General features: G+C 70.3%; 12 protein-coding genes and 1 pseudogene. 6 read left to right on the top strand and 7 right to left on the bottom strand.

Annotated features, from left to right (window positions below):
• Positions 1-2: 2 nt before the first annotated feature.
• From uraH to KUM44_RS09490, 4 genes are all read right to left on the bottom strand, one after another.
• Positions 3-413 carry a hydroxyisourate hydrolase gene (gene uraH, locus KUM44_RS09505; protein WP_217207347.1) on the bottom strand — a complete coding sequence of 137 codons (411 nt, stop codon included), beginning with the start codon at positions 411-413 and terminating at the stop codon, positions 3-5.
• Positions 414-420: 7 nt separating this feature from the next.
• Positions 421-930 carry a 2-oxo-4-hydroxy-4-carboxy-5-ureidoimidazoline decarboxylase gene (uraD, locus tag KUM44_RS09500; protein WP_217207346.1) on the bottom strand — a complete coding sequence of 170 codons (510 nt, stop codon included), beginning with the start codon at positions 928-930 and terminating at the stop codon, positions 421-423.
• Between the two features lie 135 nt (positions 931-1,065).
• Positions 1,066-1,434: a helix-turn-helix domain-containing protein gene (locus KUM44_RS09495; RefSeq protein WP_217207345.1), complete on the bottom strand. Its 369-nt coding sequence runs from the start codon at positions 1,432-1,434 to the stop codon at positions 1,066-1,068.
• Positions 1,431-1,682 carry a thiamine-binding protein gene (locus KUM44_RS09490; RefSeq protein WP_217207344.1) on the bottom strand — a complete coding sequence of 84 codons (252 nt, stop codon included), beginning with the start codon at positions 1,680-1,682 and terminating at the stop codon, positions 1,431-1,433. The genes KUM44_RS09495 and KUM44_RS09490 overlap by 4 nt, the downstream gene beginning before the upstream one ends.
• A 133-nt stretch (positions 1,683-1,815) precedes the next feature.
• Here KUM44_RS09490 and KUM44_RS09485 point away from each other — a divergent pair, with 133 nt between their 5' ends.
• From KUM44_RS09485 to KUM44_RS46740, 4 genes are all read left to right on the top strand, one after another.
• Positions 1,816-2,655, top strand: coding sequence for a TIM barrel protein (locus KUM44_RS09485; protein WP_217207343.1), 840 nt, complete (start codon positions 1,816-1,818; stop codon positions 2,653-2,655).
• 142 nt (positions 2,656-2,797) lie between these two features.
• Positions 2,798-3,688, top strand: coding sequence for a 2-hydroxy-3-oxopropionate reductase (locus KUM44_RS09480; RefSeq protein WP_217207342.1), 891 nt, complete (start codon positions 2,798-2,800; stop codon positions 3,686-3,688).
• Between the two features lie 220 nt (positions 3,689-3,908).
• The gene (locus tag KUM44_RS09475; RefSeq protein ID WP_217207341.1) at positions 3,909-5,366 is read left to right on the top strand and encodes a catalase; all 1,458 of its coding nucleotides are present in this window, start codon (positions 3,909-3,911) and stop codon (positions 5,364-5,366) included.
• 375 nt (positions 5,367-5,741) lie between these two features.
• Complete coding sequence (locus tag KUM44_RS46740; protein WP_302185983.1) at positions 5,742-5,867, top strand: hypothetical protein; 126 nt, start codon at positions 5,742-5,744, stop codon at positions 5,865-5,867.
• A gap of 262 nt (positions 5,868-6,129) precedes the next feature.
• On the opposite strand, the gene gcl is transcribed toward KUM44_RS46740, so the two are convergent.
• A complete protein-coding gene (gcl, locus tag KUM44_RS09470) occupies positions 6,130-7,914 on the bottom strand; it encodes a glyoxylate carboligase (protein ID WP_217207340.1) in 1,785 nt (594 codons plus the stop codon).
• 1,373 nt (positions 7,915-9,287) lie between these two features.
• Here gcl and KUM44_RS09460 point away from each other — a divergent pair.
• A pseudogene (locus KUM44_RS09460) lies at positions 9,288-9,674 on the top strand (hypothetical protein); the annotation flags it as partial.
• A gap of 41 nt (positions 9,675-9,715) precedes the next feature.
• On the top strand, positions 9,716-10,240 hold the full coding sequence (locus KUM44_RS09455; RefSeq protein ID WP_217207339.1) for a GNAT family N-acetyltransferase: 525 nt from the start codon (positions 9,716-9,718) through the stop codon (positions 10,238-10,240).
• A 104-nt stretch (positions 10,241-10,344) separates the two neighbouring features.
• Here KUM44_RS09455 and KUM44_RS09450 read toward each other — a convergent pair whose 3' ends face one another.
• Both KUM44_RS09450 and KUM44_RS09445 read right to left on the bottom strand, forming a co-directional pair.
• Positions 10,345-11,943: an AMP-binding protein gene (locus KUM44_RS09450; RefSeq protein ID WP_217207338.1), complete on the bottom strand. Its 1,599-nt coding sequence runs from the start codon at positions 11,941-11,943 to the stop codon at positions 10,345-10,347.
• Positions 11,940-13,610 (bottom strand): AMP-binding protein, encoded by a 1,671-nt coding sequence (locus KUM44_RS09445; protein ID WP_217207337.1) that lies wholly within the window; start codon positions 13,608-13,610, stop codon positions 11,940-11,942. Before KUM44_RS09445 ends, KUM44_RS09450 begins: the two co-directional genes overlap by 4 nt.
• Positions 13,611-13,612 lie beyond the last annotated feature (2 nt).

The following is a 13,612-nucleotide window of genomic DNA, read 5'->3' as shown; positions in this document are numbered from 1 at the left end:
TGCTAGCTCCCTCGGTATACGGAGTAGCCGAACGGGTTGAGCAGCAGCGGCACGTGGTAGTGCTCCCCGGGCTGCACGGCGAAGGTGATCGCCACCTCGGGGAAGAACACGGCACCGCTGTCCCGATTCGCGGGGGCGTCCTGCTGCGCATCGGCTTGCTTCTTCTCGAAATACGGTTCGACGGCGAAGTCGAGCCGTACGTGTGTGGTCCCCTCCGGCAGCGCCGGGAGGTCCTTGCACCGCCCGTCGGCGTCGGTCGCGGAGCCGCCCAGCGTCCGCCAGTCCCCTCCCTGCCCGTAATGGGCGGACCGCCCACTGCGGGCTGCGAGCTGAATGGCGACGCCCTCGGCGGGGCGGCCGATGCTGGTGTCCAGGATGTGGGTGGACACCGAGGCGGTGGTGCTGGTGCTCATGGCTTGGTCAGTCCTCTTCGACGAGTCGGGCGAGCCGGATACGGTTGATCTTGCCCAGCTCGGTGCGGACGATCTCCCGCTCCTGCTCCGGCGAGTTGCCGATCCGCTCCTTGACCGCATCGCGCATCTGCTCGCCGGTCCGGCCGGTGGCGCAGATCAGGAAGACATGGCCGAACCTGTCCTGGTAGGCCAGATTGAGTTCGAGCATCTCCGCCCTGAGCTCCTCGGAGGCGCCGGCCATGCCGCGCTGCTCCCGGGCCGAGGTCGGGTCGCCCGGCTTGGGGCGGCCGATCGGCGGATGCCCGGCCATCGCCTCCTGGAGGTCCGCGGCGGTCAGCTCGGCCATGGCGGCGTCGCTGGCCTCGTAGAGGTCGTCGGCGGTGGCGTAGGGACGGGCGGCGAGCAGCCGCTTCGCCCATGCCGTGGAGGCGCACGCCTCGTGGAGCGCGGCGAACGCCGCGTGCTCCTCGAGGGCGTTGAACCGGGTCAGGCCCGGGGGCGTGGAATTCGACGTCACGGGAGCCTCCGTGGCCGCGCAGGGCCTTCGTACTGAACGGGCGTGCCGATAGCTAACGCCCTACGACGACGAGACGTCAACACTTTGTTGAAAATTCGCGGTGACGAAACCGGGCAGGCCCTTCACCCGGCCACCTCAGGCGTTCTTGTCCCGGTTCAGATAGTTGTAGACCGTGAAGCGGCTCACCCCGAGCGCGCTCGCCACGGTCTCCACGCCGTGCCGCACGGAGAAGGCGCCCCGCGCCTCCAGTATCCGCACGACCTCCTGCTTGGCCTTGCGGTCCAGGTCGGCCAGCGGCCTGCCCTTCCTGCGCTCCATGGCGGCCAGGATGTGATCCAGGGAGTCGGCGAGCTGGGGCAGACGTACGGCGACGACATCGGCGCCCGCCCAGGAGAGCACGACGTCCTCGGGGCCGGCCTCGTCGGGCGGGAGTATCTCGCCGCCCATGGCGTCGACCAGCGGCTTCACGGCCGCGATGAAAGGCTCGTCCCCGGCGCCGGTCACTCTTCGCCCTCCCCGACCACGTTGAGCTGGAGGGAGATCCGGGTGGCACCGGCCTCCAGGCTCCTGCGCAGCAGGGCGTCCACGGCGGTGAGCACGGTGTCGGCACCACCCTCCGCCGTGTTGCCGAACGGACCGACGTCGACCGCGTCGAGCGCGGCCGCCTCGATCACCTCGCGGGCCGCCAGCGCGTGCGCGGGCGCCTCGTCGAGGTCGAAGGGCTCGGTCGTGAACTCCACTCTCAATCGCACGCGGTCAACCTAACGCGCGGCACCGCCTTCCGCCGAGCCCTCTTGACAAGCTGGGACACACAACGGCAATCTTCCAATACGCAGAAACTAACTTCCGCAATACGGAATCTCGACACGGAAGGGAGCGCCGGCGATGGGATTCGCAGAGCAGCGCTTCAACGTCAACCTGTCGATCCTCTTCACGGAACTCCCGCTCCTGGAGCGTCCCGCGGCCGCCGCCGCGGCCGGCTTCACCGCGGTCGAGCTGTGGTGGCCCTGGGTCGACTCCCCCACCCCCGAGCAGTCCGAGCTCGACGCCCTGAGGAAGGCAATTCAGGACGCGGGCGTCCAGCTCACCGGCCTGAACTTCTACGCCGGTCAGCTGCCAGGCCCCGACCGGGGCGCCCTGTCGGTCCCGGGCGAGGAGTCGGAGAAGTTCCGCGCCAACATCGACGTGGTGGCGGACTTCGCGGCCTCGCTCGGCTGCAAGGCGCTCAACGCCCTGTACGGCAACCGCGTCGAGGGCGTGGACCCGGCCGAGCAGGACGCGCTGGCGCTGGAGAACCTGGTCCTCGCGGCCCGGGCGGCCGACCGCATCGGCGCCATCCTGCTGATCGAGACGCTGAACAAGCCGGAGTCGCCGCTGTACCCGCTGGTGACCGCCCCGGCCGGCGTCGGCATCGTCGACAAGGTCAACGAGGCGACGGGACTGGGCAACGCGAAGTTCCTCATGGACCTGTACCACCTGTCCATGAACGGCGAGGACCTGCCGGCGGTGATCGAGCAGTACGCCGCGAAGACCGGCCACGTGCAGATCGCCGACAACCCGGGCCGCGGCGCCCCCGGCACGGGGACGCTGCCGCTGGAGGAGCTGCTCGATCAGCTGGCGAAGGCGGGTTACGAGGGCTGGGTCGGGCTGGAGTACAAGCCGGGTGACCGTCCGAGCGCGGAGGCCTTTGGCTGGCTGCCTGCCGAGCAGCGCGCCGCCCGTTGACGGCAGCGTCTCCGGGGGCTGCCGCCTCCAGACCCCCGCTTCGGCCCTTCGGGCCTCGTCCTCAAACGCCGGACGGGCTGGATGGTGCCGGCCGGCATCCATTCGTTTACGCACCACAGCAGTTCAGAGAGGTACCCCCATCATGAGCAACCTCCCCAAGATCGCCTGGATAGGCCTCGGCATCATGGGCTCCCCCATGTCCGAGAACCTGATCAAGGCGGGCTACCAGGTCACCGGCTTCACGCTGGAGCAGGACAAGCTGGACCGACTGGCCGCCGCCGGCGGCAAGGCCGCCGGTTCGATCGCCGAGGCCGTGAAGGACGCCGACGTCGTCATCACGATGGTGCCGGCCTCCCCGCAGGTCGAGGCCATCTCCTACGGCCCCGACGGCATCCTCGAGAACGCGAAGTCCGGCGCCCTGCTGATCGACATGTCCTCGATCACCCCGCAGACCTCGGTGGACCTGGCGAAGGCCGCCAAGGACAAGGGCATCCGCGTGCTGGACGCCCCGGTTTCCGGCGGTGAGGCCGGTGCCATCGAGGCCGTACTGTCGATCATGGTCGGTGGCGAGCAGGCCGACTTCGACGCCTCGAAGCCGATCCTCGAAGCCCTCGGCAAGACCATCGTGCTGTGCGGTCCGCACGGTTCGGGGCAGACCGTGAAGGCGGCCAACCAGCTGATCGTCGCCGTGAACATCCAGGCGTGCGCCGAGGCCGTGGTATTCCTGGAGAAGTCCGGCGTCGACCTCCAAGCCGCGCTGGACGTCCTCAACGGCGGTCTGGCCGGCTCGACGGTGCTGACGCGGAAGAAGGACAACTTCCTGAACCGCGACTTCAAGCCCGGCTTCCGGATCGACCTGCACCACAAGGACATGGGCATCGTCACCGACGCCGCCCGCAACGTCGGCGCCGCCCTGCCGGTCGGCGCCGTGGTCGCCCAGCTGGTCGCGTCCCTGCGTGCGCAGGGCGACGGCGGCCTGGACCACTCGGCACTGCTGCGGGCCGTGGAGCGCCTCTCCGGCGCCCAGGTCTGACAGGTCCGACCTCGCCAGACCCCACCCCGAGACTTCCGGGCGGCGCCTCCGCTGACACCTGTCCTGTCGCGCCCAGGCGGGGGCGCCGCCCGGAACCCACCGCTGCAAACAACTTCAACAAACTGTTGACGTTCAGATTCTCCCACTTCTAGGCTCCATCAAGCGGAAAGAGTTTTCCGCTGCCACCAGCACGGAAGTGCCACCGCACGGAAGGTCCACGATGTCGAAGCGCGTGCTCACGACCGAGGCCGGCGCCCCGGTCGCCGACAACCAGAACTCCGCCTCCGCCGGCGTCGGCGGCCCGCTCCTCCTTCAGGACCAGCACCTGCTGGAGAAGCTGGCGCGCTTCAACCGCGAGCGCATTCCGGAGCGCGTGGTGCACGCCCGGGGCTCCGGCGCGTACGGCCACTTCGAGGTGACCGACGACGTCACCGGCTTCACCCACGCCGACTTCCTGAGCGCGGTGGGCAAGCGGACCGAGGTGTTCCTGCGCTTCTCGACCGTGGCCGACAGCCTGGGCGGCGCGGACGCGGTGCGCGACCCGCGCGGCTTCGCGGTCAAGTTCTACACGGCGGAGGGCAATTACGACCTCGTCGGCAACAACACCCCGGTGTTCTTCATCAAGGACCCGATCAAGTTCCCCGACTTCATCCACTCGCAGAAGCGCGACCCGTTCACGGGCCGTCAAGAGCCGGACAACGTCTGGGACTTCTGGGCGCACGCCCCCGAGGCCACGCACCAGGTGACCTGGCTGATGGGCGACCGCGGCATCCCGGCGTCGTACCGCCACATGAACGGCTACGGCTCGCACACCTACCAGTGGACGAACGCCGACGGCGAGGCCTTCTTCGTCAAGTACCACTTCAAGACCAACCAGGGCGTCCGCTGCCTGAGCGCCGAGCAGGGCGCCGAGCTCGCGGGCAAGGACCCCAACTCGCACCAGACGGACCTGCTCCAGGCCATCGAGCGGGGCGTGCACCCGTCCTGGACCCTCTACGTCCAGCTCATGCCGGCGGCCGAGGCGGCCGACTACCGCTTCAACCCGTTCGACCTCACCAAGGTCTGGCCGCACAAGGACTACCCGCTGCAACGCGTGGGCCGGCTGGTCCTGGACCGCAACCCGGACAACGTCTTCGCCGAGGTCGAGCAGGCCGCGTTCTCCCCGAACAACTTCGTGCCGGGCATCGGCCCCTCTCCCGACAAGATGCTCCAGGGCCGTCTGTTCGCGTACGCGGACGCCCACCGCTACCGCCTGGGCGTGAACCACACGCAGCTGGCGGTGAACGCGCCCAAGGCGACGAGCGCGCAGAACTACGGCCGTGACGGCCTCATGGCGACCAACTCCCAGGGCCGCGGGGCGAAGAACTACGAGCCGAACTCCTACGACGGCCCGGTGGAGACCGGCCGCCCGCTGTCGGCCCCGCTGGCGGTGACCGGCCACACCGGCACCCACGAGGCCCCGCTCCACACCAAGGACGACGACTTCTTCCAGGCCGGCGAGCTGTACCGGCTCATGTCCGCCGAGGAGAAGTCCCGCCTGATCGCGAACATCGCCGGCGGCCTGTCCCAGGTCTCCCGCGACGACGTGATCGAGAAGAACCTGGCCCACTTCCACGCCGCCGACCCCGAGTACGGCAAGCGCGTGGAGGAGGCGGTCCGCGCCCTGCGCGAGGACTGAACCCCCAGACTGCGTCCATCTCCTGACGAGTAGTCAGGAAATGGACGCACCGCCCGCGCCACAGCGCCGTTCGACCCGGATGAGGGGTGGTCGACCGGTGAGTGGGCGCGGGCAGCGTGAGGACCGCGGCGGCGTGCGAGCCAGTGCGGTGGTGAAGGTCCGGGCCTGCTTCTCGACCAGAGGGAAGAAGCCCCGGTTCCGTCGCTGCCGCCGCGGTCCCGAGCCCTCGAGACCCCGTCCGGCGGCGCGAATGTCCTGTCGCGCCCAGCCTCGCACCGTCGGACGGCCACCACCGCATACCTCACCGGCTGAAGAGCGCCGGGTACGGACGGTCCCGTACCCGGCGCTCTTCGGCGTCCGACCGAACATCCGCACGTGGTGGTCCATCCGCCCGCGCTGGACGGCTCACGCCGGGTCACCGAGGGCGACGAGACCCTGGGCGTCGCCGCGCACATGGACGACGGTCGGCGAGATCCTGCGCCTGGCCCCGAGGAGCCGTGAGCCCGCACGCACGCACGTCTGCCGACGTAGGACTAATACGCAAACCTCAAATCAACCTCTGAACCTCGCCCAAGGGGCTTCAACTACCGCCCTGCTCGGGCACATTCTCGTCACACGGGGCCCGCCGACACGGGGGCGGCGGGCCTCGACGGGGGAGCACGACCCCACGGGGGAGCACGGGGGCACGAAAAGGGGCGGTCCAGCCTTTTGGCTGGACCGCCCCTTCTGTGTCCGGGCGTACGGGACGAGCTCGTCGGACCTGTCAGACCTTCAGCGGCTTGATGGACGTGGGCGCGTGGTCCGGCTCCGTCGCGATCTCCTCGAACTCCACGACGTTGCTGATGTCGTTGGTGGTCGACATGGAGATGTTGGTGACCCGCTCCAGGATCGCCTCGACGACGACCGGCACCTGGTGCTCGGCGGCGAGCTTCTTGGCCTGCTCCAGCGCCGCGCCGAGCTCCGCCGGGTCGGTCACGCGGATCGCCTTGCAGCCGAGGCCCTCGGCGACCTTGACGTGGTCGACGCCGTAGACGCCGAGCTCGGGCGAGTTGATGTTCTCGAACTCCAGCTTGACCTGGAAGTCGATGTCGAACGCCCGCTGCGCCTGACGGATCAGGCCCAGGTAGGAGTTGTTCACCAGGACGTGGACGTACGGGATCTTGTGCTGCGCGCCGACCGCCAGTTCCTCGATCATGAACTGGAAGTCGTAGTCGCCGGACAGGGCGACGACCTGCGCCTCCGGGTCGGCCTTCGCCACGCCCAGCGCGGCCGGGACGGTCCAGCCGAGCGGGCCCGCCTGGCCGCAGTTGATCCAGTGCCGCGGCTTGAAGACGTGCAGCATCTGGGCGCCGGCGATCTGCGAGAGTCCGATGGTGGAGACGTACCGGGTCTCCGGGCCGAAGGCCTTGTTCATCTCCTCGTAGACGCGCTGCGGCTTGATCGGGATGTCGTCGAAGTGCGTACGGCGCTGGAGGGTGGCCTTGCGCTCCTGCGCGGAGGCAGCCCACGCCGAGCGGTCGGGCAGCTTGCCGGCCGCCTTCAACTCCCCTGCCACCTGGACGAACAGCTCCAGGGCGGCCTTGGCGTCCGACGCGATGCCGTAGTCCGGGGCGAAGATCTTGCCGATCTGGGTGGGCTCGATGTCGACGTGGACGAACTTCCGGCCGGCCGTGTAGACGTCGAGCTTGCCGGTGTGGCGGTTGGCCCAGCGGTTGCCGATGCCGAGGACGAAGTCGGACTCCAGGAAGGTCGCGTTGCCGTAGCGGTGCGAGGTCTGCAAGCCCACCATGCCGGCGTTCAGCTCGTGGTCGTCGGGCAGCAGGCCCCAGCCCATCAGGGTCGGGACGACCGGGGTGCCGGTCAACTCGGCGAACTCGACGAGGAGTTCGGCGGCGTCGGCGTTGATGACACCGCCACCGGCGACGATCAGCGGCCGCTCGGACTCGTTGAGGAGAGTGATCGCCTTCTCGATCTGGGCGCGGGTCGCGGCCGGCTTGTACGCCTGGAGCGGCTCGTACGTCTCCGGGTCGAACTCGATCTCGGTGAGCTGGACGTCGATCGGCAGGTCGATGAGGACGGGGCCGGGCCGGCCGGAGCGCATCAGGTGGAACGCCTGCTGGAAGACGCCGGGGACCTGCGCGGCTTCGAGCACGGTCACGGCCATCTTCGTGACCGGCTTGGCGATCGAGGCGATGTCGACGGCCTGGAAGTCCTCTTTGTGGATCACGGCGGTCGGCGCCTGGCCGGTGATGCACAGGATCGGGATGGAGTCGCCGATCGCGGAGTACAGGCCGGTGATCATGTCGGTGCCGGCCGGGCCGGACGTGCCGATGCAGACGCCGATGTTGCCCGGGTGGGTCCTCGTGTACCCCTCGGCCATGTGCGAGGCGCCCTCCACGTGGCGGGCGAGGGTGTGGTTGATGCCCCCGGAGGCCTTGAGGGCCGCGTAGAAGGGGTTGATCGCCGCGCCCGGCACGCCGAACGCGTTGCTGACACCCTCGCGCTTGAGGATCTCGACTGCCGCTCGGGCAGCGGTCATACGAGCCATTGAGTACTCCTGCTTCGGCTGTCGGATTCGCACTCCCGTCGCGCCCCGCGGTGAGCAATTCCGTGAGATGTCTGTTCCGCAGTATTTTCCGTATCGCGGAAACACTTTTCTACTATCTGGAAGCAATGTAGGTGGGCCGATGAAGACCGTCAAGAGGCGGACAACCGGCCGCCCCCTGGAGGACGATGGGAGCGCTGTCCCGATACGAGGTCGTCCTGGAGTGGGCCATGTCCGAGAGCGTCTCGGTGCGCTGTCCGGCCTGCCGGCGGGAGCATCTCTACGCGGCGCCCGTCTACCCGTGCGCCTGCGGCACGCCCGTCGCCCCGACGCTCGACCCCCTCGGAGCCGCGACGACCGTCGTCCACCGCTCCTGGGACGACGAGTGGGTCCCCGTCCGCTGCACCGAGTGCGGCCGCGACAACGAGTGGCCCCGCCCGGAGCTGGGGTGCCCTTGCGGGGTGCTGCTGCGTGTGGCGGTGGCGGAGAGGGGCGCGGACGGGAGCGGGGGCGGAGATGGGGGCGTGGGCGCAGATGGGGACAGGGATGGAGAGGCGGGTGCGGGGGCGGGGGCGGCGGACACGGGCACAGACACCGACCCGGGCACGGACACGGACGTGGACCCGGGCGCGGACGCCGACCCGGGCTCGGGCATAGCCCCAGACCCGAGCGCGGGCGGGGACGCGAACACGGGCTCGGGCGTGGACGGAGTAGGGGGCACGGGCCCGGCCGTGGACGGAGAGGCGGACGCGCAGGCAGCCGCGGAGACCATGGGCATGGGCATGGGCACGGTCGCGAAAGCCGTCCCGGGCACGGACGTGAACGCGCTCCCAGACCTGGGCACAGACGCACCCACGGACCCGGCCCGGGGCCCGAGCCGGGAGGTGAACGCGGATGCAGACCCGGGCGCGAAAGCAGAGCCGGCCCCGGATGCGGCCCCGGGCGCGGACACGGACACGGACGTGAACGCAGACGGGGGCCCATGCACGAAAGCGGACGCCCACGCAGTCCTGGGCGCGGACGCACCCCCTGCGCCGGACCCAAGCGGCGACGTGAACCCGGGCACGACCCCGGTCGCAGGCCCGGCCACGGGCCCAAGCGCGGGCATGACCGCAGGCACGGCCACGGACACGGACACGGGCGCAGACCCCGGCACGGACACAGGCCCGGCCAAGGACCCAAGCACGGACATGACCCCGGCCACGGGCCCGAGCGCAGACATGACCACAGGCACGAACACGGGCGCAGACCCCGGCACGGACGCAGGCCCGGCCACGGGCCCAAGCACGGACATCGCCCCGGCCATGGGCCCAAGCACGGACATCACCCCAGGCATGGACACGGGCGCTGCCCCGGCAGAGGACATCGCGGCCACCCCCCGCCGCCCCTTCCAGCCCATCACCATCCGTACCGCCCGCGACGCCGTCACGGCCGCCGCCGTCTATCTGCGCTGGCTCGGATATCGGAACATCCGCCGTGCCGACCAGCGGCCTCCGAGCGGGATCGGGATCGCCGCGCACGGGCTGCTCGCCCAGGTCGACCCCACCGTGGCGCCGGCCTCTCTGCGTGACGTGGAGTGTCTGTGGCTGACGGCCATGACGGAGTCGGCGGCCTGCGTCTACTTCTCCCTCGCCGGGTACGCCCCCGACGCCCGCGCCCGCGCCGACTCGCTGGGCGTCCCGCTGTTCGTGCTGGACCTCACGGGCACACCCCAGCCGGTCAACAGCCTCGCCGACGACCTGGAAGCGGAGGGCGCCCGGTAATCCGCTCGCGCCGGGCACCACCGCCGACGGACACTCGGCCCATGCGCATCCGCCCCGCCACGCCCGACGAGCTTCCGGCCCTCCAGGACATCGAGCGGGCCGCGGGAGCCGCCTTCCGCGACCTCGGCATGGCCGCCGTCGCCGACGACGAGCCGCCCGCCCTCGACGTCCTGGACCGCTACCGCCGGGCGGGCCGCGCCTGGGTGGCCTGCGACGCCGACGAGCGCCCGGTCGGCTATCTGATCTGCGAGCCCGTCGACGGCGCCCTGCACATCGAGCAGGTCTCGGTACATCCGGACGCGGCCCGGCGGGGCGTGGGCCGCGCCCTCCTCACGTACGCCACCGACCGCGCATGCGAGGAAGACCTGGCCGCTCTCACCCTGACCACGTTCACCGACGTCCCGTGGAACGCGCCGTACTACACCCGCCTGGGCTTCCACACACTGGACGAGGCCGAGCTCACCCCGGGGCTGCGCAGAATCCGCGCCCGCGAGGCGGAACTCGGCCTCGGCCGCTGGCCCCGCGCATGCATGCGCCGCGACCGGCCGGGAGCGGCCGGCATCTGAGGCCCTGTCGTCAGATTCCCGCCTGCCGCGCGGCGCCATGCACGCTCCCCCACGACGCCGCGCGGCCCGCCCTTCGGGCGGACGACGGGAATGTGACGACGGGCCTAGGCCGATCCGGTCCCGTACCTCTCCCGCAGGTCCACCTTCCGTACCTTCCCGGACACCGTCATCGGGAAGGACTCCAGGATCCGCAACCGGCTGGGGATCTTGTAGTGCGCCAGCTGCCCGTCGCAGAAGGCACGCAGTTCCTCCAGTGTCAGCGGATCCGCCGCGTCGCGCGGGATGACACAGGCCAGCACCTCCTCGCCGTACCGCTCGTGCGGCACCCCGACGACCTGGACGTCCGCGATCTTCGGGTGGGCGTACAGGAACTCCTCGATCTCGCGCGGGTAGATGTTCTCGCCGCCCCGGATGATCATGTCCTTGATCCGGCCGACGATCTCGACATAGCCGTCCTCGCGCATCGTCGCCAGGTCACCGGTGTGCATCCAGCGACCCGGGTCGACGGCCTCGGCGGTCTTCTCGGGCTCGTTCCAGTAGCCGAGCATCACGCTGTAGCCGCGGGTGCACAGCTCGCCCGCCGTGCCGCGCGGCTGGGTCACGCCGGTCGCCGGGTCGACGATCTTCACCTCGATGTGCGGCAGGACGCGGCCGACCGTGCCGGTGCGGTGCTCGAGGTCGTCGTCCCGCCGCGTCTGGAGGGACACCGGGGACGTCTCGGTCATGCCGTAGCAGATGGAGACCTCCGCCATGTGCATCTCGGCGACGACCCGCTTCATCACCTCCACCGGGCAGGGCGAGCCCGCCATGATGCCGGTGCGGAGGGTGGAGAGGTCGTACGACGCGAAGTCGGGGAGGTTCAGCTCCGCGATGAACATCGTCGGGACGCCGTACAGGGACGTGCAGCGCTCCCGCTGGACCGCCTCCAGCGTGGCCTTCGGGTCGAAGGACGGGGCCGGGATCACGATGCAGGCGCCGTGGGACGTGGCGGCCAGATTGCCCATGACCATGCCGAAGCAGTGGTAGAAGGGCACGGGGACGCACACCCGATCCTGCTCGCCGTAGGCGATCAACTCCCCTACGAAGTAACCGTTGTTGAGGATGTTGTGGTGCGAGAGCGTGGCCCCTTTGGGAAAGCCCGTCGTGCCCGACGTGTACTGGATGTTGATCGGGTCGTCGCAGGACAGCTCCTCGAACCGCGCCGGCGTCGCCCGCGCGACCAACGCCTCCCAGCTGGGGTCCCCGATGTACACGGTCTCCCGCAGCTGCGGGCACTTTCCGCGCACCTGCTCGACCATCGCCCGGTAGTCGCTCGTCTTGTGGCTGAGGGAGGCGAAGAGGAGGGAGACGCCGGCCTGGTCGAGGACGTACTCGACCTCGTGGGTGCGGTAGGCCGGGTTGATGTTCACCATGATCGCGCCGATGCGGGCCGTGGCGTACTGGACCAGGACCCACTCGGGGCAGTTGATCGCCCAGATGCCCACCCGGTCGCCCTTGGCGACCCCGCTCGCGAGCAGTGCGTACGCCAACTCGTCTACGTCGGCGGCGAATTGGGCGTACGTCCAGCGCCGCCCGGACGGTACGTCGACCAAAGCCTCCCGGTCCGGCCAGGTGGCGACGGCCCGGTCCAGGTTGGCTCCGATGGTGTCGCCGAGCAGCGGCGTGTCCGCGGTCCCGTGGGTGTACGACGACTCGGCGCTCATCGGAAGTCCTCCTCGCGGTACTCGGCGTCCGAGCCGGCCGCCGTGGCCTCGCGCAGCTCGATGCGGCGGATCTTGCCGGAGACGGTCTTGGGCAGCGGCGCGAACTCCAGGCGGCGGATGCGCTTGTACGGTGCGAGGACCTCCCGGGAGTGCTCGAAGAGCACCTTGGCCGTGTCGGGCCCCGGCTCCCAGCCCTCCGCCAGGACGACGTACGCCTTCGGCACCGCCAGCCGCAGCTCGTCCGGCGCGGGCACGACGGCCGCCTCGGCCACCGCCTCGTGCTCCAGCAGGGCGCTCTCCAGCTCGAAGGGACTGATCTTGTAGTCGGAGGCCTTGAAGACGTCGTCCGCGCGGCCGACGTAGGTGATGTAGCCGTCGGCGTCCCGTGAACCGATGTCCCCCGTCCGGTAGTAGCCGCCGGCCATCGCCTCCGCCGTACGGTCGGCGTCGCCGTGGTAGCCGGTCATCAGGCCGACGGGGCGGGCGGACAGATCGAGGGCGATCTCGCCCTCCTGGGCTCCCGGGGCGCCGGAGACCGGGTCGAGGAGTTCGACGCGGAAGCCGGGGCTGGGGCGGCCCATCGAACCGGTCTTCAGGGGCTGGCCGGGGCTGTTGGAGACCTGGACGGCGGTCTCGGTCTGCCCGAAGCCGTCCCGGATGGTCACCCCCCAGGCACGCCGGACCTGCTCGATGACCTCGGGGTTCAGGGGCTCACCCGCCGCCACGACCTCGCGGGGCGGGGTGCGCAGGGCGCTCAGGTCGGCCTGGATGAGCATGCGCCAGACGGTCGGCGGGGCGCAGAACGTGGTGACGCCGGCGCGGTCCATCTCGGCCATCAGCCGGGCCGCGTCGAAGCGGGTGTAGTTGTGGATGAAGACGGTCGCCTCGGCGTTCCACGGGGCGAAGAGGTTGGACCAGGCGTGCTTGGCCCAGCCGGGCGAGGAGATGTTCAGGTGCACGTCGCCGGGCTTGAGACCGATCCAGTACATGGTGGCCAGATGCCCGATCGGGTACGAGGTGTGGGTGTGCTCGACCAGTTTGGGGCGGGCGGTGGTGCCGGAGGTGAAGTAGAGCATCAGGGGGTCGTCGGAGGCGGTCGGCCCGTCGGGGGTGAACTCGGCGGAGGCGGCGTACGCGTCCTCGTACGTCTGCCAGCCCTCCCGCGCCCCGCCCACGCTGATGCGCGTGTAGCGCCCGGGCACCTCGTCGAACTTGTCACTGTCCTCGGCCCGCACCAGCACATGCCGGACGCGTCCCCGTTCCACGCGGTCGCGCAGGTCGGCCGGGCCGAGCAGCGGGGTGGCCGGGATGACGACGGCGCGCAGCTTCATCGCTGCGAGGGCGGTCTCCCACAGCTCGGCCTGGTTGCCGAGCATGACGAGGACACGGTCCTCGGCCCGCACGCCCCGCGCCCGCAGCGAGTTGGCAACGCGGTCGGACCGCTCGGCCATCTCGGCGAAGGACAGCCGGACCTCGCTGCCGTCCTCCTCCACGATGTGCAGCGCGAGGCGGTCGTTTCCGGCCGCGATGACGTCGAACCAGTCGAGCGCCCAGTTGAACCGCTCGGGCCGGGGCCAGGCGAAGCCCTCGTAGGCGGTGGCGTAGTCCTCGCGGTGTTCGAGCAGGAAGTCCCGCGCACTGCGGAACTGCTCCGTCCCCGTCTTCATCT

It is taken from the genome of Streptomyces sp. AC550_RSS872 (assembly GCF_019049285.1).
Lineage (GTDB): Bacteria > Actinomycetota > Actinomycetes > Streptomycetales > Streptomycetaceae > Streptomyces.
Note: the sequence above shows the minus strand (reverse complement) of the source record. Positions and strands in the feature narration are given on the sequence as shown.